Origin of the sequence: Nostoc sp., assembly GCF_036917135.1 — a bacterium.
In the GTDB taxonomy this organism is placed as follows: domain Bacteria; phylum Cyanobacteriota; class Cyanobacteriia; order Cyanobacteriales; family Nostocaceae; genus Nostoc.
On record NZ_JBALEA010000089.1, the window covers coordinates 1 to 26,671 of the forward strand.

Here is a 26,671-nt window from a genome sequence, read left to right on the forward strand (position 1 = left end):
TGATTACAATTCGGGACTGGGAACAATTACTTTCAATCCTGGGGAAACCAGTAAAACTCTTAGCATTGGTGTTATCGGCGATCAGAAATTTGAAAGCGACGAGACATTTTCCGTCAATCTTTCGGGTGCAACAAATGCCACATTTGCAGATGATTTAGGAGTTGGTACTATTATCAATGATGAGAAACAAGCAACTATCAGTATCTCGGATGTCTCAGTTACTGAAGGCAATACAGGCACAACAACTAACGCTAACTTTAACGTTACTCTCTCCGATCCCAGCAATCAACAGGTCACTGTAGAGTACAATACAAGTGATGACACTGCTAAAGTTTCTGACTCTGATTACAATTCTGCTCACGGGACAATCGTTTTCAATCCTGGGGAAACCAGCAAAATTATTAGTGTTGGCGTTATCGGCGATAACAAATTTGAAAATAACGAGAGATTTGCTGTCAATCTCTTTAATCCCACAAACTCCACAATTACTGACAGTTTAGGAGTTGCTACCATCCTCAATGATGATCAACAACCACGTCAACCATATATCAGCATTTCAGATGCTTTCGTTAATGAAGGCACTACAGGTATGTTCAATAATGCCAAATTTTTTGTAACTCTTACTGGTAGTAGTTCTCAGATAATTATTGTTAATTATAGTACGAGTGATGGTACTGCTAAAGTTTCTGACCATGATTACAATTCTGCTCTGGGAACGGTCATTTTCGCTCCTGGTGAAACTAGTAAAACTATTAGCATTGGTGTCAACGGTGATAATAAAGTTGAAGCTAATGAGACATTTTTTGTTAATCTCTATGGTGCTGCAAACGCTATATTTACTAATAACCAAGGAGTTGGCATAATCAAGAATGATGACTCCAATTTTTTGTGATAGCTTGACCTAAAAGTTGAGCATCACTCTGTAAATAAGTCAGATAAAACTGAACCTCATGAGTGCATTCGCAGATACTGTTCGTACTACTTTGCTAAGGCGTCTCCGTACACCTAAAATTCTCGCTTGGTGAAAAAACTTGACGGTGAATTGCTTTTATAGTATAAATGTACTATAAAAGCAATTAAGTGTTGCATAAAACTTTAACACTCCCGACTACGCCAACAGGAGAGCAGAAAATAAATGAAGCTATCTAAGGTAGACTTGAGCAGTTTAGTGGCGATCGCTCACTCTGATGGATATTTGCAGTTGTTGCTCGATCGAGGCGACGAACTGGAGTTTTTGGAAATTCCGGCGCCCATACAAGCTTATGAAGGATTGCAAGAACTGAGCGAGGTAATCGCCGAAACGACTGCACTACCCTTTGAAGAAGAACCAATTCCCATGTTACCAGTTATCTCATCAATGGCTATGGCTGTAGGCTACGATCGCAACGAAAAGATTTTGCAAGTTGAGTTTCAAAGTGGATCTGTTTATCAGTACTTAGGCGTAGACGAGGATACTTGGGAAGATTTGCATTCCTCTGACTCAATTGGCAGCTTTTTCAATCAAGAGATTAAAGGTAGATATGACTGCGATCGTCTAGATAATGCTGATTATACTAATGACTAATAACTACATATAGGGTTTTCAATAATTCTTGCGTTGTGTAGCGCAAGTCTTGGTTCAGATCCAGTCGTTATTTCTATATTTTCTAACGACTGGATTGTAACTTGATTAACTGGTGGCAAGTACACCTTAAATTTTGTACCCTCACCTACATAACTTGATCCGACGATCAAACCACCATGTTCTGACTTTAGTGTGGTACGCGATCAAGTATACACAGATGATCGCCTTGCCTGTCGGTGCTAACAAAGGTACGCTAAACATAGACCAGCAACACTTTGTTCAGAGACAATATAAAAAGCCTATATAATATCAACACAGTTATGACTACTACACTTGCCTCTGCTATTAAACCAAGAGCCGAAGATAGTTTTGCCATTACCTTTGCACCATTGTCTCTTGAAGAAATCTATACCAAGTCTGACGATCCAGCCAATGGTGCTGTGGTTGTCATGAGTGGCATGGTTCGCAATCAAACCGATGGTAAACCTGTGATTGCTCTAGAGTATCAAGCTTACGAACCGATGGCATTGCGAATATTTTATCAAATTGCTGCTGATATTCGCTTATCTATGTCTGATGTAAATCGAGTTGCTATTTATCATCGTGTTGGACGTTTGCGAGTTGGGGAAATCAGCGTTTTAGTAGCTGTGGGTTCTCCGCATCGGAGTGAGGCGTTTGAAGCTTGCCAATATGCTATTGATACGCTAAAACACAATGCCCCTATATGGAAGAAGGAACATTGGCAAGATGGTTCTAGTTGCTGGGTGAGTATTGGTGCTTGTGAACAATCAGAAGAAAATTGTTAAGATTTCCAACTTACTAGCATTCCCGTCCACAATTATTAAGAATTTCGACAAAATATTGACAAAAATAAGTAAATGCTACGGACTTTTATCAACTCAGTTGAACTTAATTAGCCATATCCTTTATTTTCAACTGTCAATAAACGCAGCCATACGGCTCCTAACGCTCTTCTATGACTCTGGAGAGAGAATAATCCATCAGGTGAAGTTAGGGTAATTTACTCAGTGGTGTCGCTAAACCGTCAATGCTGACGAGATTTTTCTTCTGCTGATATTCTCGAACTCCCTCTTCGCCTTTTTTACTAGCCCAGTTTACTAAAGTCTGGCGCTGACCTTGATATTCATAGAGTGGTACGCCAAAACCACAGGAAGTCTGGATTTTTTCAATGTCAGCGACGATAATTTGACGAGTTCCAGGTATCGGCAAAAACAGAGAGTACATGGAGTCCCAGTCTGGAGAACTCGGTAAAATCGTGGTTCCTTGACCGTAAAGACGCAGGATACACGCGGGTTCTTCAAAGGCACAAAACATGAAGGTTATCCGCCCATTTTCTTGCAAATGGGCTGATGTTTCGTTACCACTGCCTGTGAGGTCTACGTAACCTACTCGATTGGGAGAGAGGATGCGAAAGCATCCCAGACCTTTAGGAGACAGGTTAACATGACCCGTAGGACTTAAAGGTGCAGAGCCAACAAAAAAAATGTGTTGGGCAGAAATAAAGTCTTGCTGTTCGTTAGTGATACAGTCAAACAATTTAGACATAGACTGTCTGATTTATTTTACAAATTTCCCATGTTCTCAGCCTATGTCTTAGCTAAGAATCTAGCAAGTCATAATTACTGATGTCTGGTTTATTGGAAGGGAATTAGGAGTACAGACGTGATTAATCGCGTCTGTACAGGAGTGGGGGGAAAAGTGTTACTGTCTGATGTATCGACTAGCCATTTGGATGGCATCAGCGATATCGATATCACCATCGCCATCAGCATCCAAAAAGGAATTCAGTACAGGATTTCCGCCAGCTTCGGGATTCTGAGCATTGGAGCCGGAGTGCAGAAAATTTAGTACTAAAGGTACGGCTAAAGGCAGCAATTGTTGAACTATACCAGCATCCAACCCAGTGCGCTGGGCTGCAACTTCAGCTACTTGCTGTTGGATCTCAGGAGAAAATAGCGAATCTACGGCTTGGGGGTTGGGAGAAGTACCAGCATATTGACTCACTAGAGTTTGTGCGGCTTCATCACCATCTGTGGCTTGTTTGTCTTGTAGAGCAGAACGCACTTGACCACCGACAATTGACAAAACGGATTGGATGGTAGAAGGATCTGCGCCTGTGCTACTGCTCAACTGCTGTACAGTGTTAATAATACTTCCTAGCTGACCTAAGCTACCCTGCTGATTGGGATTAGCAACAGCACCAATAATTTGATCGAAAAGTCCCATAAGTTTGTTTCTGAATAATCAACTATTAAAATTTTCAAAGCTAGTAGCTCAAGGATGAGAAATCGGCAAAGTGATACTTGTGGTGGGCAGAGCCAACGCAAACTCTGTTCCTTGATTTAACTGAGATTGGCAGGTAATTTTACCCTGATGTTTTTCTACCACAATCTGATGTGCGATCGCTAGCCCCAAACCTGTACCAATACCTCGTGGTTTGGTTGTGAAAAATGTTTCAAATATCTTTTTCTGATTTTCTGGTGAAATACCAGAGCCGTTGTCTGCAATTCGGACTATCACTGAATCATTCTGGCAGCGTTCTGTGATAATAGTAATTTCAGGGAGAAATTCTGGATTCTGTGCCAATTTTTCCTCTAATGCATCAATGGCATTGCTGAGAAGATTCATAAATACCTGATAAAGCAAACCTGTATAACCTGGAATCTCTGGAATGTCTCCATAGTTGCGAACAAGGCTAATACCATTTTTCAGGCGATTGTTCAAAATTAATAGTGTACTCTCTAGACAAGCGTGTAGCTCTACTAACTGCACTTCTCCCTCATCTAAACGAGAAAAATCTTTCAAACTGCGGACAATTTCTCGCGTCCGATCAGCGCCAACTGTCATTGAGTTGAAGAGTTTTGGCAAATCTCCTAAAATAAACTCCAAATCAATTTCTTCTGCTAGTGTTTGCACGGCAGACGAAGGGTGAGGAACTTCGGCTTTATATATTTGCAGTAGGGCTAATAGATCGTCAGTATAGGTTTTCGCGTGTACGAGGTTGCCAGAAATGAAATTTATCGGATTATTAATTTCGTGGGCGACACCAGCTAACATCCGTCCTAAACTAGACATTTTTTCACTTTGAATCAGTCGGATTTGGGCTTCGGCTTGTTGTTCTTCTAAAAGGTGCTTCACCTGTTGGATAAGTTGATTAAGAGAGTTAGTTAACGCCCCAACTTCATCTTGGGTAATTACAGGTGCTTGCAAGTCAAAATTAGCTTCCTGGGTAACTCTTTGGGCAATATTCGTCACCGCGTTAATGGGATAGGCGATCATTTGACTGGTGTAGAAAGCTAGAATAGCTGCGATCGCTACTGACAGCAGCATACTAGCAATAATAATCTGAGCTTGGATTAACGCAGCCTTTTTTTGAGCTAAATCAGCCTTTTGTTGGCGTTGTTGAAGAGTTTTGGCAAAGTCGGTTAAGTCATGGGCAAATTGATAAAACTTGAGAGCATCCTCACTTCGACTAAATTTCAAAATTAATTGCTGCGCTTTTATAGCTCCCTCTGGCTGTGCAGTTAATGGTAAAATTTGCTGAATCAGCGCCCTGAGTTGTTCAAAATATCCGACTATCGGGCTATTATATTTTGTGAGCAGAGCTTCTAAATCCTTTTGCGAACTGGCTTGACTAAATTCCCGTGCTTGAGAAAGCAACGTTTCCGCATCGGCTAGATCGCTTTTGAAACTAGAAATTCCTCTTTGCAAAGCTTGCGGTTGCTGCAAAAAGGGCACTATTTCTTGCTGAAGGGTCTGTATTTCCAACAGTTGACCTTGCAAACTACTTAACAAACTTCCTTCTTCATCTACCAAGATCATCTGTTGTCTAGCTTGTTGAAAATAGCGATCGCCTATTAGCAACCCCGCCGTTGTTCCCAAAACTGCAATTCCTAAAGCCAGTCCGTACCCACAAAAAATTTTTTGCCGAATACTAAGCTGGTGGAATCCTTGTTTAACCCAGTTAAAATATCTTAATTCAGGTGTCGTAGTCATGATACAACTCGCTGTGGAATTTTTCTATTAGGTGTTTTTTCATCAAAAACAAGAAATCCAGCTGCAAGTCAGTAAGAACACGTTTGATCCGAAATGCGTTCTTAGTCTATCAAAAGTTGCTTTTTTCTACCCTAGCGAAAAATACTGAAAATATGAAGATTAGAAGTATCTGTCTACTCAATACCTACTCAGTTTTATTAGAGACTTCCAAATATATGGTCTAAATTAATAGACATCGACCGAATTTAAATAGATATTATTCAGAACCTTGTAGAGAAACAATAAATTCCTAGTAAAAAAAATGACCTTCAATTCCTGGGTTATCTGTCCTCAACCAAATCCTCAAGCCAACTTGCGTTTATTCTGCTTCCCCTATGCTGGTGGTAGCGCGGCAATTTTTCGCACATGGCCTAATAATCTACCTAGTAACGTTGAAGTCTGTGCTGTGGAATATCCGGGACGGGGAAGACAGATGAAGTCAGCAGCCTTGACGCGATTAGAACCTCTTGTTGAAGCGATCGCTCCAGTTCTCATACCATATTTAGATAAACCATTCGCCTTCTTCGGGCACAGTATGGGCGCATTAGTTAGCTTCGAGTTGACCCGTCTAATCCGCTCTGAGTATAGTCTTGTTCCCTTTCACCTCTTCATCTCTGCTCGTCGCGCCCCAGAAATCCCGTTCACTAAACCACCTCTCCATATCTTATCAGACCCAGATTTGCAGGACGAGCTACGCACTCTTAACGGTACACCCAAAGCAGTATTAGAAACCCCGGAACTAATGCAGATGTTCCTTCCTATTTTGCGGGCAGATTTTGCCGTTGTGGAAACTTATATTTACACTCAAAAACAGCCATTAGAGTGTCCTATTACTGTTTTTGGTGGTTTGCAAGACCAAGAAGTTAGTCATGAGGCTCTGCAAGGATGGCGAGAGCAGACGATCGCTGCTTTCTCATTACATGAGTTCAACGGTGACCACTTTTTTATCCATTCACACCAACAATTATTATTTAAACTGATATCTCAAGAATTACAGATGTGTGACTGTAGCTCATAGTAGACATCATACAAGAAGCAGTTAGGAGTCAGAATAGGGAATTTTTCTGACTCTCTGAACTTTTAAAGCATAATATAGCTACATTTTATCTTTGGGTAGCGATCGCTAATCTTGCTCCCTTCACCTGACGTACTTGATCCATTATGCTCACTATCTCACCGTGTAATACTTTTTGGTCAGCATTAATAATCACCAATGCATCTGCGTTAGAACCAACTAAAGTCCGCACTCGCGGTGCTAAATCATTAACTGCTATGGGATCGCGGTTTAGACTTACCTGACCTCTTTCATCTACCGTGATGGTAATTTTAGTGGGAATTTGCTGTTCCTTCGCCGTGGCCGCCTTCGGTAGATTTACTGGTAGCCCTTCTGATCTGGTTAAAAACAGCGTTGACATAATAAAAAATGTCAAAAGGGCAAACATTACATCAATCAGAGGTACTACATTTATAAATGGTGGTAAATCTGGTTCATTATCATCTAGATCCATAAGACTTCTCCTGTTGTTCGTGGCGATCAAGTTGGTCATAGCGATCGAGGAACAGTATTTCTAGCTGTCCGCCGTACTCTTGAATCATTGTTATCTGCCTCTGGTATAGTCCCCGGAAGATACTGGCTCCTAAAAGCACAAAGATAGCTACAATCAATCCTGAGGCGGTAGCAACTAAAGCTTCACTAATACCAGCAGTGACTACACCAGTTTTAGTACCTCCGACATCACCAATATTCAGTCCAGCAAATGAGCGAATTAATCCTAAAATTGTGCCGAGAAGTCCCAACAGAGGCGCTAAACCAATAATGGTATCAAATACAGCTTGAAACCGCTTGAGCATAGGTATTTCTGCTTGCGCTTCGCTTTTCAAAGCCAAACGAAATTTTTCTGGAGTCGGTCTTTCTAGCTGTAGTCCAGCCAGAAAAATGCGTGCTATAGGTAAATCTACATTTTTTTGCAGCTTATCCACAGCACTAACGACATTATCAAGTCGATAAAGATTTAAAACCTCTCGCACCACCCGGTTTTGACGCTTACCAATCTGTATCCAAAATTTCGCCCGCTCAATCATTAGCGCCCCTGCCAACACTGAAAACGCCAGCAGGGGCAACATGACCACACCGCCTGCTTCAAACAAATTCTGAATTCCCATGTAGTGCCTCTAAACGTCATCAACAATACAAAATCAGACTACCAGAATCAAGCTAAAGAATGAAACTTTTTCTCAATAAAGTTTAAGATGTAATGATAATTTTTTCAAATCTAATTTACATTAACTTTATTTAATCTTTTTTTATTTTACATAAATTAATTTTATTAGCACATCACGCAAAAATTAATTTTATCTAGAAATCGTCATAATCAACAGTATTCTTCAAAGATATTTTTATCATTAAGTATCTGTTGCATAAGAACGCCCGAAATAATTTTAATTTTTTACTTGATATTTGCAACCATGCATTCTAATATGACTAAGTTAGTGAGAATAGGTAGCAATAGCTATGAGCTTTTCCGGCACTACTGTCGAGCAACGTTCCAAAGAAGTTGAGGCTCTCAAGTCTTTTCTGACTTACAGTCTGATCGGTTCACTGGCGCTGCATATCGGCGTACTGTCCTCAGGCATAGGTAATTATTTGACGAGAGTGCCCACGGGAGAAGATGAACCTATAGAGGTGGCGATCGTTGATTCTCCAACTGCTGAACCAGAAAAAACACTTGAAAAAATTCCAGAATCACCCAAAAAAGAACCAGAAATTGTTCAAAAACAGTCTATAGAAACTCCACCAGTACAAAAATCAGTACAAGAATTGGTTGAAAGACCAAAAATTCAGCCAGTTGAAGAACAACCAAAACAAACTACTCAAATTCAGCCAGTTCAACAACAACCAAAACAAACTACTCAAAACTCACAACCAACAAATAGGGAAGCTGCTCCCAAACCAGAAGTTCCTGTAACAACTGTTGCTCCTCAGCGTGGCGGTGGCGGTGGCGGTGGCGGTGGCGGTGGCAGTAGTTCAGTCCTGACAGGTAACTCTGGTAGTTCTAGCTCCGGCGTTGCTTTAAGTACAGGTTCAGGAATCGGCTCTGGCTCTGGCAGTGGTACAGGTTCAGGAATTGGCTCTGGCTCTGGCAGTGGTACAGGTTCAGGAATCGGCTCTGGCTCCGGTAGTGGTACAGGTTCAGGAATTGGCTCTGGCTCTGGTAGTGGTACAGGTTCAGGAATTGGTTCTGGCTCTGGCAGTGGAGTAGGAAACCGTCCGACAGTAGCAACAGCGCCAATAGTGCCAACATCTCCAAAAATTAATAGCTCAGGTGATGGTAATGGTCGTGCAGCTTGCCGCAACTGTAATGCCAAGTATCCAGAGGCAGCGAGACGGCGAGGAGTTGAAGGCAGAGTAGAAGTAGCTGTAGATACTGATGCACAAGGCAATGTTACCAATGTGCGGATTGCTCGCTCTAGTGGAAACCGCGAATTAGATGAAGAAACCGCCAGACAAGCGCGTGAGTGGAAATTAAAACCCGCAGATGGCGGTAGACAAGGGGTATCGATCGCCACTGAATTTGCGATCAAAGGTTCACGGCGATCGCGCGAAGTTGAACAACGGCAAGCACAAAGACAAGCACAAGAGAGAACCCAGCAGACAACGGCTGCTAACTCCACAGAGGAAACTCCCAGACGCAGGCGCAGAGAGTTAACACCCTCATCTAATGAAGCTACAGCCACAAAACCAGCAATATCTGGATTGAGTCGGCGGCTGCAACCTCAAAGTGTGGAAAGTACTGCTACAAGCTCATCATCTGAAGCTACGACAACTCGCAATCAAGGAAGTGCAAGAGAGTCCTTACGCCGCATCCAGCGTGAACGCACGGCTACTGATTCATCACAACAGTCAGAAGCAACCACAAATCGACGGCGGCGAAAAGATAACACTAGCCAGAACAAGTTGCGGGAGTCTTTGCGCCGTTTACGTCAACAACCTCAATCGCCACCGGCTGCACAACCTGCTGCTCCCAGTCAGCAGTAGTCTGTGAAGTTGAAATTCATGGGTTCGTAGTCAGCCCTGAAGTGCTTAAGACAAGGACTAAAGTCCTTACTACAAACTTATTTACCTAGCATACTGGACAAAACTTATTGCAATCATAGTTTGATTAGCGATCGCACACCGCCTCCTCAAAACAGGAGGCGGTTTTTTTGATGAGTGCAATGAAAATCGTCTGCGCCCAAAGAATGGTAACAGTGTTTGCTCATCACCAATTATATGGTGAGAGGATAGTCAATAGCTAACTCTCAAGTTGCTCATCTGCACTTTATGCTAGGCGGAAAATTCACTGATTTGAATAAAACTTCTACATAAACACACACTGATGCAGTTTGATTTGCTTGAATAGCTATATTGATAGGACATTGATCGGACGGCAATTCACAATCCTGATTATGGCAAGTAAATTCATTGATGTTAGGGAATATACTGTTAGGGCGCACAAAAGACAGATTCATACTCGTGTTTTCCAGTTTGTCTGTAAAGAGTGTAACGATCTGACAAAGCGCGAGACTTTCGGCCCTCGACCCTTATATTGTGAGAGATGTCGGCCTCCCCAACCGCCTAAGAAATCCCAGCCAACCTCTCATAGAGCAAAACCCAGAGCAATGTCTTATAAAAGTGACATCGATTTAAATTGATTAAAGCCTTATGACTCAAAACGGACAATTAGAACCACCTCCGGGCACTTTTCTATCACCACTGTTGGAATTACGAGACTATTATGCTCGCCTCACAGAAGAATATGAACGCCTCTTTGTGCAAGCGCGATCGCAGCTCGATCATGTAGAAGCGTTGTTGTCTAACTGGTCTTTTTCTGATGCTAACAAGCAGATATCAAGGCTAACGGCGTCTGATGAAACCTCAAATCTTTCGTCAGAAGGCTCTCTGCTGTTTTTATCACCGCTTGATGACATTGACGAAATCAATTTGGTGGAGTCTGTAAAGTCGGTACAAAAAGACTCAGATCAGGTTGAGATAAATAATTCTTTTTCTGCTGCTGTTGATACAAAAGGGAGTCAAACTCTAACTACATCGCCAGATAGAAAGATACACATAGAGAACAACGATAATTCAACGAAGGTAGCGGAAATTCCCATGCTACCGCAGTATCAGCACGCTCTCTCGCGAACAGAAGCCATAAAACAGCTATTGCAAGAGCAAATAGGTATTGTTTGTCATATCGATTTTATCGTGCGATCGCTTTATGGAGAGTTAGATTCCAATCTATTCAGAGTAGTTAAAGGTAGAGTTCAATCTTCCCTCACCCAAGGTAGAGAAAGGAATTACTGGGTAACTATTCCCGATGAGCCAGGTTGTTATACTCTGGATTTAAGTTTGGTAGCCCCAAATAATGGTAATAGTGTTTCTAAAAGCATCAAAAGCAAAAAGAAGAAACCTTTCGTACCCCCGACAAAAACAGTACCAATGCTCAAAGTCTTTGAGGGTCAATTCTTAATTGATGCCCTTACCTCTCTCTTTGAACAAAATCCAGGTAAAGTTTTCAGCGTCGCTGAAGTCATCGCCGGAATTTATGGAGAAATAGATTCTCAACAACTTAGAGAGATCAAAAATAAGGTGCTGAATGAATTATCTAGAGGCTATCGCACAGGTAGATTCTCTAGGGTTCCTAACCAAATTGGCTTCTATACTTTAGACTCCAATCTGATATTAGAGGGTAGTTCTCGCTAAATTGGGGATTGGGGGTTAGGGATTGGGGATTAGGGATTGTTATTCTTTTGATGTCTCTTTGTCCCTCTATTGTCTCCTCCCCCATCTCCCTCATCTCCCCCTATCCCAAAAACAGCTTGTATGCTGGATTCTTATTCTCATCCCAATAGCGATAGCCCAGGTGATCGAGAAAAGCTTGCCACTCATCCATCTCGTGAGGGGGAACCTGGATACCCACAACGATTCGCCCGTAGTCTGCGCCGTTGTTGCGGTAGTGAAAAAGACTAATATTCCAGTCGGGACTCATGGAAGTAACAAACTTCATCAATGCGCCGGGACGTTCGGGAAACTCAAAACGGTAGAGCAATTCATTGTGAGCCAGGGGAGAGTGCCCACCCACCATGTGCCGCAGATGTAATTTAGTTAGTTCGTCGTCTGTTAAATCAAGAGTTTCAAATCCTTGAGTTTCAAAGGTTTCTACTATCTTTGCAGCATCAGCTCGATTTTGAATTTGCAGACCGACAAAAATATGGGCTGTTTTTTCATCGGCAATGCGATAATTAAACTCAGTAAGATTACGGTTGCCAATACATTCACAAAACTGGCGAATACTTCCCCGTTCCTCTGGAATTGTGACTGCAAAGATCGCTTCGCGGCGTTCGCCTAACTGTGCCCGTTCTGCCACAAAGCGGAGGCGATCGAAGTTCATGTTTGCACCGCAGGCAACAGCAATTAAGGTTTGTCCCTCAATTTGTTCTCGTTCTGCGTAGGCTTTGGCCGCTGCGATCGCTAATGCACCGGCTGGTTCTAAAATTGATCGCGTATCCTCAAACACGTCTTTAATCGCAGCACAAGTATCATCGGTATCCACCAAAATGATTTCATCTACATACTGCTGACATAAACGGAAGGTTTCTTCACCTACTTCTCGCACCGCCACGCCATCAGCAAATAACCCCACTTGGGACAAACGCACCCGATGTCCAGCTTTGAGCGATTGAGACATGGCATCAGCATCTACTGGTTCAACACCAATAATCTTGATTTCGGGACGCAACCGTTTCACATAAGCCCCAATCCCAGAGATTAATCCGCCCCCGCCAATTGCCACAAAAATCGCATGGATAGGTTGCTGATATTGCCGTAAAATTTCCATCCCGATTGTTCCTTGTCCAGCAATGACATGAGGATCATCAAAGGGATGAATAAAGGTCAATCCTTTTTCTACTTCTAATTCACGGGCATAGCTATAGGCATCATCATAGGTATTTCCATGCAACACCACTGCTCCGCCCCTCATTCTCACCGCATCCACCTTGACTTGAGGTGTGGTTATTGGCATGACAATAATTGCTTTGGTTCCCAAGCGTTGGGCTGCAAGGGCGACTCCCTGAGCATGGTTTCCCGCAGATGCGGCGATTACACCCAGTGCCAATATGTCTGGTGGCAGTTGCACCATTTTGTTATAAGCACCCCGCAGCTTAAAGGAAAATACTGACTGCATATCCTCACGTTTTAGCAGAAGTTGATTATTCAGCCGCGCAGACAAATTTGGGGCATACTCCAGTGGTGTTTCCTGAGCAACATCGTATACACGGGCAGTCAGGATTTGGATGAGGTAGTCGCAAAACATGGGTGTTAAAGTATTAGCAAATGCTGGATAAAAAATAATTTTACGTTCCAAGCGATCGCACTGGTTTTCTCAAAACAGAATTACAAATTACTTTCAGGCGATCGCTCGTAGGTTGATTTTAAACTAGTTTTGCCAACTGTCTGAGTATTTAGATTAATAGATAAGTATAGTGTGGCTTATGAACATAACTTTTTAATTTATGTTAAAATATGCATGGAAGATTAAATTCGGCTGTATAGTTTGTTCTTATATATACTTGTATTACAGACCCTCTCCGGATCTAAATCTCTACATCCCCTGATTCTGGAGACATTATATGTCAATTTATGTCGGTAATCTAGCTTACGAGGTTAAAGAAGATGACCTCCGGCAAGTCTTTGCAGAATACGGAACTGTAAAAAATGTTCAATTGCCTATCGACCGCGAAACAGGTCGGGTTAGAGGTTTTGGTTTTGTAGAAATGGCATCAGATGCAGAAGAGGAAGCGGCCATTGCAGCCCTTGATAATGCTGAGTGGATGGGTCGGAGCTTAAAAGTTAATAAAGCCAAGCCTAAGACCGACGGAGGCGGCTCTGGTGGTAGACGAGGTGGTGAGGGAGGCGGATACTCTCGACGCTATTAAGCTCTAAAACCAAGGATTAACTCTAAGGTCTTGAGGGCAGATAAGGCGTCTGCCTTTTTTTTGCTTCGGTTTGGAGTGCTTAGGGAACTCCAAGAAATAAATTATCCAATCTTGTGGGGTGGGCAACATGAGCGCCCTATAACTTGGGCGGGCGAGACGCCCACCCCACAAGAGTTAGTTGGATATTTTTTCTTTGTAAGTCTCTTACCAAAATAGTGCTGTTAGCGGTAGCGGAGCCTTTAGCCATTGCCCAGTAACTCAGCTTATATCAAGTCTGGGAGTTTCAAAACCGTCTTTTATCAAGCCATGCGTTAACATAGCTTACCGCAAGTATTATTTTTGTAACAGGTGTAGCAACTATGAACCAAGAAGCTAAACATATTGTTAGCGAACTAAGGCATAAGTTTTACTCTAACTTTGCTGCTGCTATGAATATGCCCGTAATCATAACTGGTACATCTTATAGTAGTAATTCACCCATCGCATCTTGGATGGATCAGAGGCACAGGCTAAATTATATAAATGTGTATGCTTATACAGCACCTGATGAATTTGTCCCATTCCGCCCATTTATTCTTCGACTTGCTATTAACAAGAGTGCTGGTAGAGTGACTGTGTTAAGAAAAGGACAAATCTGCCGAGGTCTTAATTTGGTGTGGGATTTTGAGTTAACTGTATTACCAAAAGAAATCTTAGACTTTCTTCCCTGGATAGTTAACTTAGTTGAAGCCCATGATAAAGGTTCGCCTTTGTTGCTACAATCACCACCCCATTCATTTGAATTAAAAGTGCCAGAGGTAGAGTTCTTTAATAATGCATGGACTCAGAACGCTTGGCTCCTTGCAAATTCAACAATATCCTAATAGTAGTTTGTCAAGTTTAAGTTTCTCGCCACGCTCAAAAAACACTCCCCCCATTTGCACAATCCCAAAACAAATTATAAATATAAAAAATGAGATCATCTTCTCACTCTGGCAAAAGTAACCAATAACGCCACTAAAAAAATAATTTTTAACATCTTAATACTCAACATAACGGAGAAGCATATTTAGGTTATAGCCTTAAACTTATTAAATTCATTGAAGTTTGGTAGTTGTCTAAAACACCGAATCAGAAAGCAGACAACAGAAAAGTTTTAAAGCCTTATAACCAAAGAGAGCCTAATTTCGGATAATTTTGGATAAAAATAAATTTAACTTTTGTCATTCCAGTATATAATGTCTCACAGCCCTTTAGATGACTCTAGAGTTATCCTAAACCGCTTTGAGAATCTAACTTTTTTAAGTAAGTTCGTTCTCAAATTCTCAGTATGGCAAACCTTATACTTGCTCATTGAGGACACACCATCGTATGATATCAATGTTTTCAACAGCTAAAGTTTTGCCTATTCCTCCAGAATTTTTACTAAGTCAGGACTTACGCAAACAATAGCTAAAACCCTGATTTTTAGGTAGGGGCAATTCATGAATTGCCCCTACAGCGTGTAGTTTTGCTCCCATATTTGATAACTGACGCATTTGCACCGCTCAATTTTAGAGAAATTAAAAAGCGTGGAGGTGAAACGGCTTGTCGTCAGACATCGCCTCTGGCTCTAGTAAATTTCCTGAGATGCTCTCTTACAAATTAAGACTTATATCCCACCGAGAAAACCCTAGTTTAAAGAGATCGTAAATTGTCAAATATAATCTTGTGAACACGCTTTACAGAATTATGCAGTGTAAATAAGAATAGTAGATTAACCGAAGTAAAATTTTCCTGAATGCAAGCAAGTAATGCTGTGATATTTAAAAGCAGTGAGTAGAGGAGAGAGAAAGCGATGAGGGACCCTTATCTGTTGGCAGCAGGCTTGTTAACAGGATTAGCAATACCAGCATCGGCTCTTCCACATCTGTCGATTGTCCTGCCAGAAAATTCTAGATTCCTGTGGGATTTAAAACAGGGTTCGCAGGCAATAGTCAGTACAAAAATTATCAACAGCGTTGATATCTCCTTACCACAACTTAGCGGCCAAGCGTTCCAACCCCTAAAAAGTTCGCAGGCAACAGTAGGTGATAAAAACGTCTCTAGCGTACCAGAATTGAGCAGTCAGGGATTACCAGCGCCAACAGAGTCATCACTCAACGCCAGTACCCAAGCAACTGGTATATCACTGACATCTGGCAATCAACTTTACTACCAAAGATTGGCGGCTCTAAAAACAGGTCAGATTTATACACGCTTAGATAGTGATAATTTACAATCCTTGTGGGAGTCGATCAAGAAACGTCAACTAACTTATGATGACTGGAAAAGTTTACTAGCTTTAGAAGCGAGAGCGATCGCTCAAGGTCAAGGTTCAAATCATCTAAGTATCTTAGTTGGTGATTCTTTAAGCATGTGGTTTCCTAAAGAAAAACTACCTGCTGGGAAATTGTGGCTGAATCAAGGTATCTCTGGAGATACTTCCAGTGGCGTTTTAAAAAGATTGGGGGCATTTTCGGCAACGCGGCCAGATGTGATTTACGTCATGGCTGGGATTAACGACTTACGCAAAGGCGCTAGTGATGACACAATTTTGCGTAATTATCGCCGGATTGTCCGTAGGTTAAGGCAGGCTCACCCCAAAGCGGAAATCATTGTCGAATCAATTTTGCCGACTCGCCTACCAAAAATTTCCAATAGCCGCATTCGTCACATCAACATTCAACTAACTGTGATTGCCAAACAAGAAGGCGCTAATTATCTAAATATTTATAGCTGGTTTACCGATATGGAAGGCAATTTGCGCTCAGAGTTGACTACAGATGGGTTGCACCTGTCTCAAGAGGGATATGATGTATGGCGATCGGCACTACAGCAGATAGAATATAAGGTCACTCAGCGCCAGAATTGAGCGATCAATATCTCCATACAAGAAAAATCCTATACTTTAATACTCAAGGCTTCCCGATTCAAAACCTGATTCAACTTACCGCTACGATAACCTTCTAAATCTAAGGTGACGTAGATAAATCCGAAATCTTGAAATGCCGAAACTAATCTTTGTAAATCGTTAGTCAAGACAAACTCTTTGATTTGTTCTGGTGGTAATTCAATGCGTGCTGTATCCCCTTCCGATCGCACGCGCAAATTTTGCCAACCTAGCTTTCGTAGATAAATTTCTCCTCTACCGACTCGTTGCAACTTAGCGACAGTAATCTCTTCCCCGTAAGGAAACCGGGAACTAAGGCAAGGTTGAGCAGGTTTATCCCACCAAGGTAAACCGAGTTGTTGCGAAAGTTGGCGAACTTCAACTTTGGTGACACCAATTTCTGCTAAAGGCGATCGCGCCCCTCTTTCTTTAGCCGCCTGAATTCCTGGGCGATAATCATCCAAATCATCGGCATTCACGCCATCCACGACATAAGGATAACCTAACTCTAAAGCTAAAGGTTTGAGAGTGTCGTGCAACTCACTTTTGCAAAAATAACAGCGATTAACAGGGTTAGAGGTGTAATTAGGATTTTCCATCTCGTGAGTCTGGACGATTTTATGAGGAATCCCAATGGTTGCAGCTTGAATTTTCGCGTCTTCCAACTCTTCTGGTAATAGCGAAGGAGAAACAGCCGTGACAGCCAAAGCGCGATCGCCGAACACATCAAAAGCAATTTTGGCAACCAAAGTACTATCAACGCCCCCAGAGTAGGCAATCAACGCCTGCTCCATTTCTGTAAACAAAGCTCTTAATTGCTCAAATTTTTCTGTCAGCATCATTTCCCAATCCTGCCAAAACCCTATAGCACCCAACAATTTCTATTGTAGTCATTAGTTATGGGGCATTGGGCATTGGGCACTTGTACTGAGTTTCGACACTTCGGCTACGCTCAGTGCATCGCTACGCTCAGTGCATCGCTACGCTCAGTGCATCGCTACGCTCAACTACCGCGTTCGCGTAGCGTCTCGTAGAGAAGTCGTTGGCGCAGCCTCTCCAAGAGTTGTATTGGGCATTGGGCGTTATGGTTATTCTCCTCATCTCCCTCACTCTCTACTCCGGTGCTTTACTGTACTTGGCCACCAAACGGGCTAAAAGTGGTAAATCAATCGGTTTAGAAATATAGTCATTTACTCCAGCTGCTAGACAGGTTTCGCGATCGCCTTTCATCGCCATTGCTGTTTGAACAATTACTGGAATCGTCTTATATTGCCAATGTTCTCGCAGTTGTTGCACCAACTTCAGACCATCTCCATCTGCCAGACAAACATCCATTAGAATTACTACTGGGTCTAACTCTCTGAGAGTTTCCCACATTTCAGTAGCATTCTTAACCCAAGTCACCTGATATCCCAATTTACGTAGATAAATTTGCATTAAATCACCGTTGGGTAAATCATTTTCTACCAGCAAAATATCTACAGAAGAACTAGGAGTCAAAGGTAGAGGAAATGAAGAAAATTTTCCTTCCCCTGCTTCCCCATCTCCCCACACTCCCACCTCTGGCTTAAAGGGAAGTACAAGGGTAAAACGGGAGCCATGATTTACTTCCGATTCCACTTTCACAGAACCACCGTGAATTTGGGCGAGTTTTCGAGTCACTGCTAAACCCAAACCAGTACCTTCAACGCCATCAGCTACAGCCTTGGCAACTTGGAAATAGGGTTGAAACAGTTGAGCTAGGTCTTCTTGGGAAATGCCAGAGCCAGTATCCCAAACTGTAAAATGCATAAATGCACCTTTGGGAGCAACCTGTAAGCCAACACTTCCAATACTTGTAAACTTTAGGGCATTGAAAAGTAAATTCAACAGCATTTGCTTGAGTCGTAAGGGATCGGCTACTAGGGTTGTAACATCGGGTTCAAGTTCTAGACACAGTTTCAAACCCTTATTAGCGGCTTTCTCTTTCACCAGTGCCAAAACATTGCTACACAGCAGTTGCACATCTAGTATTTCCCACTGCACTTCCATCTGATTTGCTTCAATTTTAGAGAGATCCAAAATATCATTAATCAGAGCTAGCAAGTGCTTGCCGCTAGACTGAATGATATTTAAATACTCTTCCTGGCGTTCTTTAGTTGGTGCAAACCCTGGCGCTAAAAGCAGGTGGGTAAACCCAATAATGGAACTAAGCGGTGTCCGAATTTCGTGGCTGGTATTTGCCAAAAACTGGTTTTTGAGTTGATTGGTACGCTCCAATTCTTGATTAGAGTTACTTAACTGTTGATACCGTTGTTGCCAAGATAGGATCTGTCTAAGTTGTACCAAAGCTGTTGTACAGTTGTTGGCAGACCTCGCCATAAAGTGTGATCTCAGTTGAACTTGTGATTCTCTTATAGAATCACGATCAGAAATTAGGGGCGCTGCGGCGATAATTAGCCAGCCCATAACGCTGCCAGAATCATCAGCCAAAGGCCAAGCACTCGGTGGTTGTTGATTCTCAAGCTGTTGCAAATCTTCGAGTTCTATAACCTCTTGCAATCTCAACAGCAGCTTTTTTTGGCTCTTCAGTACTTCTAGAAATAAAGGTTGTGAATTGGGGGATGGAGAATGAGAAACATAGTAAACTGTTGCCACAGTTTCTTGTGGTTGAAACAGAGCAATGCCTACGGCGCAATCTGTAAGCGCCAGATTACTGCTGTTTACAGCACTATTGATTTCATTAACTACAGTTTGGAAAATTTCTGCTTGTGCGGTTTCTGTCTGTGGGACAGTGTTACAAGCAGAAATTAGGTAATCATTAAGGTGACTTTGCAACTGGTTCAAGCTGCTCTCCAGCCACAGATGGGCGCGAAGTTGCTGAATTGTTGTCAAAAGTTTTGGCGTTGCATCTATCCGTGAGTTCTGGTCTGGTAAGCTTGAGTACTGCTGCATGGTCAACTAGACCGGTGAACAAGTTTAGCTTCACATAAAAATCACAATAGGATTTTATGTATATTAGCCGACAATTCTTTTTTATTTATAAACCATAACTTATGTTGTTATAAACCATAACTTATGATGTCGAATTTAGCAGCTACTCAAAAAAATTATTGTATAAACCACTAAGGGACTTCCAAATAAAAAAATATCCAATTAACTCTTGTGGGGTGGGTGTCTCGCCCGCCCAGTTTCTATGGCTCTCGTGTCGCCCACCCCACAAGATTGGATAATTTATTTCTTGGAGTTCCCTAACCTCAAATTTTTAAAAGTAACTTCAGACTTATGGATACACAATTTGCCCAACTAATCGTGAATGGCATTGCGGTGGGGAGCATTATTGCTCTAGCGGCAGTCGGACTCACTCTTACATCTGGAATTTTACGGCTATCTAACTTTGCTCATGGTGACTTTCTCACTTTAGGAGCCTATCTCACCTGGCTGATAAACACTCTTGGAGTCAATATTTGGCTGTCGATGATCCTGGCGACGGTGGGAACAGTAGCAGCAATGCTGTTATCGGAAAAGCTACTGTGGTCAAGGATGCGCTCTATCCGTGCTACTTCCACGACGCTGATTATTATTTCCATCGGACTTGCCTTATTTATTCGTAATGGGATTATTTTTATCTGGGGTGGCAAGAACCAAAATTATAATTTACCTGTTACCCCGGCTTTAGATATTTTTGGTTTAAAGGTGCCGCAAAATCAATTATTGGTATTGGGGTTGGCGGTGCTAGCAATTTTGGGGCTACATTATCTGCTGCAAAATACCAAAATTGGTAAGGCGATGCGAGCTGTTGCTGACGATCTAGACTTAGCCAGGGTTTCCGGTATCAATGTAGACCGAGTAATTTTCTGGACTTGGCTAATTGCTGGTACTCTTACGTCATTGGGCGGCAGTATGTATGGGTTAATTACAGCCGTGCGCCCGAATATGGGATGGTTTTTAATTTTACCTTTATTCGCCTCGGTGATTCTTGGTGGCATTGGCAACCCTTACGGTGCGATCGCCGGAGCTTTGATTATTGGCATCGTCCAAGAAATCAGCACTCCTTGGCTGGGTTCACAGTACAAACAAGGTGTAGCACTGTTGATCATGATTTTGGTGCTGCTCATTCGTCCCAAAGGTTTATTCAAAGGAACGATTTGAGCAGCACCACTCCACTTCTTAATTATTCAATAATGTGGAAATACCAGGCTGCTACCAGCAAGTTGATAGCTAACAAGAACAGTGCCCAGCCTGTGCGATAGGCGTAGGGAGGTTTAGCTCCACTATCGGCAACGGCGGAAATCTTCGTTTTAGCAGTCATAATCCAATTCTCCTAATGTCAGGACTTTTTAAGAAATACCAAACTGGCGTACCAAATACCCAAATTCTTTAAGAATATTTGTGTAAAGTTGGGGATTGGGGATTGGGGATTGGGGATTGGGGATTGGGGATTGGGAATTGGGGACTGGGGACTGAGGATTGGTTATTTTTTCTTTTCCTGCTTCCTGCTCCCTGCTTCCTGCTCCCTACTCCCTACTCCGCACTCCCTCCTCACCAGCATGATAGGAACTGCGAACCAGAGGCCCAGAACGAACATGATTGAATCCCATTTCCCATGCTAATCTGCCGAGTTGATCGAATTCCTCTGGAGTCCAATATTTTTGGACTGGCAAATGTTCTAAAGATGGTCGCATATACTGCCCGATAGTCAAGCGATCGCACCCTACAGCCCTTAAATCAGCCATTGCTTCAACAACTTCATCCAGTGTTTCTCCGTGGCCTAGCATCAAACCTGATTTGGTGGGAATTGTCGGATCGATTTCTTTGACCATAGCTAGTACCAAGAGTGAGCGATCGTACTTGGCTCCCCGCCGCACTGGCCCAGTTAACCGTTGCACTGTCTCAATATTGTGATTGAAACAAGCTGGTTTGGCTTTCACAATCATCGCTATACGCTGGCGTTGACCTGATTCCCCAACACCAGCACCACCCCAAAAATCTGGGGTCAGCACTTCAATTTGAGTCTCTGGGTTCAACTGGCGGATAGTCGCGATCGTCTTCACAAAATGCCCTGCACCCTGATCGGGTAAGTCATCACGGGCTACAGAAGTCAGCACCACATAACGCAACCCCAAAAGCTGCACGGACTGGGCTACCTTTTGGGGTTCTTCTAAATCAAGAGGCATCGGTGCATGACCTTTATCTACTTGACAAAAAGCACAAGAACGTGTACAGGTAGGCCCCATTAGTAAGAAAGTTGCAGTTTTTTGGGCGTAGCACTCTCCCCGGTTGGGACAGCGCCCTTCTTCGCAAATCGTGTGAATTTGGCGCTGCTTAATAATGCGTTGTACGGTAGAGATTTCACTGGCTTTACCAATCGGGCGACGTAACCAGCTAGGCATTGCCGTAATTTCAGACTTTAATTCGGCTTGTTGTGACGAAATCATAGACATCCAAGCAAGATGTGGATATAGAGTAGTGGTCTGTCAATTCATCGTTGACCGCAGTCCATCCCCACCATATCAGTACATTGAGGGTGGGGACTTTCGCTCGGCGTTAAATATCACCATGATCCAAATTGAAAAGAGCGCCAGCAAAAGTTTTACAAAACACCTCTAACAATGTCATTTATACCGAAATATACTATCCCCCAATTGCTAGAAATTTTGTATATAGTGGGAGGATTCTCAAGGACAATCGGCAAAGTCGCTATTTACACTTAAAGTTTCTGTTAGAGCAAACAGTCGTGGCAAGCAACAAAATTTTAGTTATCGATGACACTACAGTTGTCAGGGTGAAAGTACGAGAAATGTTGCCTCCGGGCAATTTTGAGGTACTGGAAGCAAAAGACGGTGTGGAAGGACTAAATTTCATCCTTCAGGAAAAACTCAGCCTGATTATGCTGGATTTCCTGTTGCCTAAGATGAGTGGCTGGGAAGTTTTTCAGCAAGTTCAAGCCCATCCAGAGTTAAGGAAAATTCCTTTAGTGATCATGTCTGGTCGCAAGGAAGAGGTAACGGAGAAAATCACAGAACCATTTGAATATTTTGAATTTTTGGGCAAGCCTTTTGATCAGAAGCAACTAATTAACGCAATTAAGTTAGCTATGACCAAGGCAAAACAGCCACGCCCAGAACTAGTATCCGTAGGAGCGCCGATTGCTGTCAAAAATAGCACAATTAAAACTTCTAGCGTCGCCAATGGTACGGTAGTAGCCCCTAGCGTTGCAAATACTGCGATGCCTACGGCGGCAAGCAAAGCTACCCCTACTGCTGCAAATAGTGGGATGCCTACGGTGGCAAGCAACGCCACTCCTATTGCTGGAGGAGTCTCCGACGCAGAAATTAATGTGTTGAATGAAAAAATTGTCAAAATGCAAGCAGAAATTGATGGTTTGAAGAAACAACTAACTCAGGTTGTGACTTTTATTAAACAAAAAATCAAGTAGTATTTGTGCTCGTTATTATTATCGCAGCCAAAAATACACCGTCTTTAATAACGGGTGTCCGATTAAAAGCTGGTAAAAATAGTTAGTTCAAAAACACTTATGTTGACAAATCATCATTGACAACAAAATTCAAAAAAACAAAAAACCATACGTAGGGGCAATTGATGAATTGCCCCTACCTGGAAATAATTCTTTTCGGCTGTTCTTTACCTAAGCCCTAATCCAAAATCTGTATCAAAACTTCAAAGATAGTCCACAAATTGAAAGCAGCAATAGCAAACATTTACCAGATGAATCTGGTAGCAATATCTTTGGAAACCTTATAGTTTTATACCAAAGTTAGCCTTTCCAAAATTACATAGTTCCAGATAATTATTAAAAAATCATATTTTATCATATAAATTAAACAATAAAAAATCCTATTTCATAATGTGGATAGTCTTCGTATGGCAATAGTAAGCCATAGAAACAACAATTATGAGCATAATCTGCAATGTTAATAGTATTGGATACCGCACGGGTAAAAGCTTGACGCTGAGGTTGCTCTAGTTGCTAACCAACTAATGCGAACTGATAGTGTGACAAGACGGTTGCTAATACTAGAGACTTCCAAATAAAAAAATGTCCCAAAACTGACCCAAAAACCCTCTCTATTTCTCCTTTCTCTCTGTTTCCTCTGCGGTACCCTGCGGGAAGCCGTACCACTTCGTGGAAGCAAGCTACACGTAGCGTCTCGTAGAGAAGCGTCTACGTTAAAAAAAGTGACTTTGATAAATAGTTTTAGGCTTAACTGAACCGTATTGAGCTATGTGGCTATTTTTCAATATTTTTTATTAAAAAAATAACCGTATTTATTTGGAATTATATTTTTTAATAAAAGTAGCTATATCTGTGTCTGTTCCTTCATGAGAAACGCTGTTGATTAACTGAAAAAGTTAAGTTATGACATCAACAATATTGTTCCGAGTAGCGCTTATTTTATAAAATAACAAGGGTAATAATGACTAATTTCAGAGCGATCGCCTTCATAAAAGAGGATGTTCAACTCCGGTGAAAGTGAAGATTGGTGGTTAATGTCTATGCTGTAGCGATCGCACTCATAGTCGATTATGGGTAATTTATTGTGAAAATGTTGCTGTTATCAGAGTTTTTGGGAACTATAGGATTGTCAGACGCGAAAGAAAGCCAGTCAGTCTGCGAACAAAATAGAAGTGACTGAGCTGCGATCGCAGGGCAATAGTGAACAAGAAGTAAAATTAATTTAAGTATATGAATGACAAGCCAGAGATGAGAATACTTTATGAACCAAAAGATAATTTAATTTTAGTGGTGGATGATACCACTACAAATCTAGAAATTGTCTTTGGCATATTAACTAATGTAGGCTTTAAAGTCATTACAGAAAATGAGGGTAAAAAGGCAATTTGCCAGGTTGAGAATAGACTACCTGATTTGATATTATTGGATATAATGATGCCGGGAATAGATGGATTTGAAACCTGCAAAAGGCTCAAAGAAAATTCAGCTACTTGTGATATTCCCGTAATTTTTATGACCGCCAACTCTGATACTGATAGTAAGGTAAAGGGTCTAAATATGGGGGCAGTTGATTACATTACCAAACCCTTTCATGAAGAAGAATTATTAGCTAGAATTCAAACCCATCTTCAATTACGAAATCTCACAAAAACTTTAGAAAAACGAGTTGCAGAAAGGACAGCAGCTTTGTCTAGGGCATTAAAAGACCTCCAAGAGTCTCAACTTCACCTTGTACAGACAGAAAAAATGTCTGCCCTTGGTCAATTAGTAGCAGGAGTTGCTCATGAAATTAATAATCCAGTTGGTTTCATTCATGGCAATCTCGGACACGCTTCAGTATACTTCCAAGACATGGTTAACATTATTGACCTCTATCAGCAGCATTATCCTAATCCGGTTCCAGAAATTCAAGAGCAAATTGCCGCGATAGATTTGAAGTATATACTTGCCGATCTACCTAATTTAATTTCCTCAATGAAAGAGGGTGTTCAGCGTATTCGCAACATTAGTACCAGTCTGAGAACCTTTTCTCGAGCAGATAGCGATCGCAAAGTTTCTTGCAATATTCACGATGGCATTGACAGCACAATCATGATCCTCAAACACCGCTTAAAAGCATCGGAGGAACGACCCGATATTCAAATAACTAAAGATTACGGTAATTTGCCAGACTTAGAATGCTTCATCGGACAACTAAATCAGGTATTTATGAATTTATTAGCCAATGCTATTGATGCTTTAGAGGAGTCTAATATAGGACGCACCTATATTGCAATTGAAGCAAATCCTAATCAAATTTTGATTCAGACGACTCTGACTGAAGATAAAAATCATATCTTGATTCGGATTAAAGATAATGGCGTGGGAATGTCGGCTGATGTCCAGCAAAATATCTTTGACTATTTATTCACCACTAAGCCTGTCGGTCAAGGTACAGGATTAGGATTATCAATTGCTCGTCAAATTGTTGTCCATAAACATGGAGGAACTCTGGAGATAAATTCAGCACTAGGACAAGGTTCAGAGTTTATTATCAAGCTTCCTATTTAATAATTAATAAGAAATAAATAAATTTATGTTCAAGGCAGTAGTAGCTCATAGTAACGATCCAGATTCTCTATCAGCAGTTGAAGAAGTTCTTCAGCAATGTGCCAGTTCTCTTGCAGGAGATATACCCAAAGCTGGGATTATTTTTGCTGCAATTGACTTTGAACATTCTCTGATTTTACAGCAAATTTATCAGGCTTTTCCTGGGATTGAGTTGATTGGTGGAACAACAGATGGAGAAATTTCTTCAGTCTTAGATTTTCAGCAGGACTCAATCACCTTGATGTTGTTTTGCTCAGACGAAGTTGAAATTCACGCAGGAGTTGGACGCCAAGTTTCAGCTGATCCAATTATTGCCACTAAACAAGCTGTAGAGCAGGCTAAAGCAAAAAGTGCCGCACCTCCAAAGCTATGCTTAACTCATCCAGAGAGCCTCACAACTAGTGGTGTTTCTATATTGAATGGCTTAAAGCTAGCTCTTGGTCAATATGTGCCGATATTCGGTGGTTTGGCAGGCGATCAATCAAGATATCAAAATACATATCAATTTTTTCAAACAGAAGTATTAAGTGATTCTGTACCAATTCTACTTTTTTCCGGCAGAATATTGTTTTCTCACGCTGTTGCAAGTGGTTGGCATCCCATTGGTCAAACAAGCAAAATTACTAAGGTAGATAAGAACATAGTCTATCAAATAGATGGTAAACCAGCTTTAGATTTTTATCATCATTATTTAGGTTCGCTTCCTCCCTCAATGGAATATCCACTAGCAGTATTTGAGCAAAATGGAGACAGTTTTTATATAAGAGCGCCTATTGCTTACAATCAGGAATCTGGTAGCATAACATTTTTTGGAGATATTCCCGATCAAGCAATTATTCAAATTTCAGAAGCAGCTTATGAAGATATTCTGGCAGCTTCAAAAGCATCGTTTATGAATGCCTTAGATAATTACCCAGGTGCAGAACCGAGTGCTGTTTTATTTTTTTCATGTGTAGCTCGTCGGCAAATACTTGGTACAAGGGCACAAGAAGAGTATCAGAATACGAAACTTTGCCTGACTGACTATTTACCTGCCTGCGGATTTTATTCTTATGGAGAGATTGCTCCTATAGATCGAATTAGCCAGACGCAATTTCATAATGAAACTTTTGTAACTTTAATTTTGGGAACTCGGTAA

Annotated in this window: 25 protein-coding genes; 15 read left to right on the forward strand and 10 right to left on the reverse strand. The window is 41.7% G+C overall.

Annotation, left to right across the window (positions count from 1 at the left end):
• The 3 genes from V7K50_RS27605 to V7K50_RS27615 form a co-directional block, all read left to right on the forward strand.
• Positions 1–892, forward strand: an 892-nt coding sequence (locus tag V7K50_RS27605; RefSeq protein WP_334965745.1) for a Calx-beta domain-containing protein, incomplete at its 5' end; no start/stop codon positions are given.
• 243 nt (positions 893–1,135) lie between these two features.
• Positions 1,136–1,564, forward strand: a complete 429-nt coding sequence (locus V7K50_RS27610; RefSeq protein ID WP_334965747.1) for a KTSC domain-containing protein — start codon at positions 1,136–1,138, stop codon at positions 1,562–1,564.
• 320 nt (positions 1,565–1,884) lie between these two features.
• Positions 1,885–2,370, forward strand: a complete 486-nt coding sequence (locus tag V7K50_RS27615) for a molybdenum cofactor biosynthesis protein MoaE (protein WP_334965749.1) — start codon at positions 1,885–1,887, stop codon at positions 2,368–2,370.
• A 205-nt stretch (positions 2,371–2,575) separates the two neighbouring features.
• Here V7K50_RS27615 and V7K50_RS27620 read toward each other — a convergent pair whose 3' ends face one another.
• The 3 genes from V7K50_RS27620 to V7K50_RS27630 form a co-directional block, all read right to left on the reverse strand.
• Complete coding sequence (locus V7K50_RS27620) at positions 2,576–3,130, reverse strand: pyridoxamine 5'-phosphate oxidase family protein (protein ID WP_334965751.1); 555 nt, start codon at positions 3,128–3,130, stop codon at positions 2,576–2,578.
• A gap of 156 nt (positions 3,131–3,286) precedes the next feature.
• On the reverse strand, positions 3,287–3,811 hold the full coding sequence (locus tag V7K50_RS27625) for a DUF937 domain-containing protein (protein WP_334965753.1): 525 nt from the start codon (positions 3,809–3,811) through the stop codon (positions 3,287–3,289).
• 48 nt (positions 3,812–3,859) lie between these two features.
• A complete protein-coding gene (locus V7K50_RS27630) occupies positions 3,860–5,581 on the reverse strand; it encodes a sensor histidine kinase (RefSeq protein WP_334965755.1) in 1,722 nt (573 codons plus the stop codon).
• Between the two features lie 301 nt (positions 5,582–5,882).
• Between V7K50_RS27630 and V7K50_RS27635 the strand changes: the two genes are divergently transcribed.
• Positions 5,883–6,638 carry a thioesterase II family protein gene (locus V7K50_RS27635; RefSeq protein WP_334965757.1) on the forward strand — a complete coding sequence of 252 codons (756 nt, stop codon included), beginning with the start codon at positions 5,883–5,885 and terminating at the stop codon, positions 6,636–6,638.
• Between the two features lie 85 nt (positions 6,639–6,723).
• Here V7K50_RS27635 and V7K50_RS27640 read toward each other — a convergent pair whose 3' ends face one another.
• Both V7K50_RS27640 and V7K50_RS27645 read right to left on the reverse strand, forming a co-directional pair.
• Positions 6,724–7,128, reverse strand: coding sequence for an ExbD/TolR family protein (locus tag V7K50_RS27640; protein ID WP_334965759.1), 405 nt, complete (start codon positions 7,126–7,128; stop codon positions 6,724–6,726).
• Entirely contained in the window at positions 7,115–7,783 is a 669-nt protein-coding gene (locus V7K50_RS27645) for a MotA/TolQ/ExbB proton channel family protein (RefSeq protein ID WP_334965761.1), read from the reverse strand. Before V7K50_RS27645 ends, V7K50_RS27640 begins: the two co-directional genes overlap by 14 nt.
• A gap of 349 nt (positions 7,784–8,132) precedes the next feature.
• Here V7K50_RS27645 and V7K50_RS27650 point away from each other — a divergent pair, with 349 nt between their 5' ends.
• The 3 genes from V7K50_RS27650 (at position 8,133) to V7K50_RS27660 (ending at position 11,363) form a co-directional block, all read left to right on the forward strand.
• Positions 8,133–9,656, forward strand: coding sequence for an energy transducer TonB (locus tag V7K50_RS27650; RefSeq protein WP_334965763.1), 1,524 nt, complete (start codon positions 8,133–8,135; stop codon positions 9,654–9,656).
• A gap of 410 nt (positions 9,657–10,066) precedes the next feature.
• Positions 10,067–10,312, forward strand: coding sequence for a hypothetical protein (locus V7K50_RS27655; RefSeq protein WP_334803138.1), 246 nt, complete (start codon positions 10,067–10,069; stop codon positions 10,310–10,312).
• Between the two features lie 10 nt (positions 10,313–10,322).
• Positions 10,323–11,363 carry a hypothetical protein gene (locus tag V7K50_RS27660; protein WP_334965765.1) on the forward strand — a complete coding sequence of 347 codons (1,041 nt, stop codon included), beginning with the start codon at positions 10,323–10,325 and terminating at the stop codon, positions 11,361–11,363.
• A 100-nt stretch (positions 11,364–11,463) separates the two neighbouring features.
• Here V7K50_RS27660 and ilvA read toward each other — a convergent pair whose 3' ends face one another.
• Entirely contained in the window at positions 11,464–12,975 is a 1,512-nt protein-coding gene (ilvA, locus tag V7K50_RS27665; protein ID WP_334965767.1) for a threonine ammonia-lyase, biosynthetic, read from the reverse strand.
• A 316-nt stretch (positions 12,976–13,291) separates the two neighbouring features.
• On the opposite strand from ilvA, the gene V7K50_RS27670 reads away from it, so the two are divergent.
• From V7K50_RS27670 to V7K50_RS27680, 3 genes are all read left to right on the forward strand, one after another.
• Positions 13,292–13,597, forward strand: a complete 306-nt coding sequence (locus V7K50_RS27670) for an RNA recognition motif domain-containing protein (protein WP_334965769.1) — start codon at positions 13,292–13,294, stop codon at positions 13,595–13,597.
• A 359-nt stretch (positions 13,598–13,956) separates the two neighbouring features.
• Entirely contained in the window at positions 13,957–14,460 is a 504-nt protein-coding gene (locus tag V7K50_RS27675) for a hypothetical protein (protein WP_334965771.1), read from the forward strand.
• A 953-nt stretch (positions 14,461–15,413) separates the two neighbouring features.
• Complete coding sequence (locus V7K50_RS27680) at positions 15,414–16,469, forward strand: SGNH/GDSL hydrolase family protein (protein ID WP_334965773.1); 1,056 nt, start codon at positions 15,414–15,416, stop codon at positions 16,467–16,469.
• Between the two features lie 29 nt (positions 16,470–16,498).
• Here the strand turns inward: V7K50_RS27680 and larE are convergent, their stop codons facing one another.
• Positions 16,499–17,329, reverse strand: coding sequence for an ATP-dependent sacrificial sulfur transferase LarE (gene larE / locus V7K50_RS27685; RefSeq protein ID WP_334965775.1), 831 nt, complete (start codon positions 17,327–17,329; stop codon positions 16,499–16,501).
• Between the two features lie 57 nt (positions 17,330–17,386).
• Between larE and V7K50_RS27690 the strand changes: the two genes are divergently transcribed.
• Positions 17,387–17,521 carry a hypothetical protein gene (locus V7K50_RS27690; RefSeq protein WP_334965777.1) on the forward strand — a complete coding sequence of 45 codons (135 nt, stop codon included), beginning with the start codon at positions 17,387–17,389 and terminating at the stop codon, positions 17,519–17,521.
• Between the two features lie 79 nt (positions 17,522–17,600).
• Here the strand turns inward: V7K50_RS27690 and hrmK are convergent, their stop codons facing one another.
• On the reverse strand, positions 17,601–19,421 hold the full coding sequence (hrmK, locus tag V7K50_RS27695) for a hybrid histidine kinase/response regulator HrmK (RefSeq protein WP_334965779.1): 1,821 nt from the start codon (positions 19,419–19,421) through the stop codon (positions 17,601–17,603).
• A 330-nt stretch (positions 19,422–19,751) separates the two neighbouring features.
• Here hrmK and V7K50_RS27700 point away from each other — a divergent pair, with 330 nt between their 5' ends.
• On the forward strand, positions 19,752–20,618 hold the full coding sequence (locus V7K50_RS27700) for a branched-chain amino acid ABC transporter permease (protein ID WP_334965781.1): 867 nt from the start codon (positions 19,752–19,754) through the stop codon (positions 20,616–20,618).
• A 22-nt stretch (positions 20,619–20,640) separates the two neighbouring features.
• On the opposite strand, the gene V7K50_RS27705 is transcribed toward V7K50_RS27700, so the two are convergent.
• Positions 20,641–20,778: a photosystem I protein PsaX gene (locus tag V7K50_RS27705; RefSeq protein ID WP_334965783.1), complete on the reverse strand. Its 138-nt coding sequence runs from the start codon at positions 20,776–20,778 to the stop codon at positions 20,641–20,643.
• A 205-nt stretch (positions 20,779–20,983) separates the two neighbouring features.
• Entirely contained in the window at positions 20,984–21,904 is a 921-nt protein-coding gene (lipA, locus tag V7K50_RS27710) for a lipoyl synthase (RefSeq protein WP_334965910.1), read from the reverse strand.
• A gap of 299 nt (positions 21,905–22,203) precedes the next feature.
• Between lipA and V7K50_RS27715 the strand changes: the two genes are divergently transcribed.
• The 3 genes from V7K50_RS27715 to V7K50_RS27725 all read left to right on the forward strand — a co-directional run bounded on the left by V7K50_RS27715 (position 22,204) and on the right by V7K50_RS27725 (position 26,671).
• Positions 22,204–22,905: a response regulator gene (locus V7K50_RS27715; RefSeq protein WP_334965785.1), complete on the forward strand. Its 702-nt coding sequence runs from the start codon at positions 22,204–22,206 to the stop codon at positions 22,903–22,905.
• Positions 22,906–24,174: 1,269 nt separating this feature from the next.
• The gene (locus V7K50_RS27720; protein WP_334965787.1) at positions 24,175–25,494 is read left to right on the forward strand and encodes a hybrid sensor histidine kinase/response regulator; all 1,320 of its coding nucleotides are present in this window, start codon (positions 24,175–24,177) and stop codon (positions 25,492–25,494) included.
• Positions 25,495–25,519: 25 nt separating this feature from the next.
• On the forward strand, positions 25,520–26,671 hold the full coding sequence (locus V7K50_RS27725) for an FIST signal transduction protein (RefSeq protein ID WP_334965790.1): 1,152 nt from the start codon (positions 25,520–25,522) through the stop codon (positions 26,669–26,671).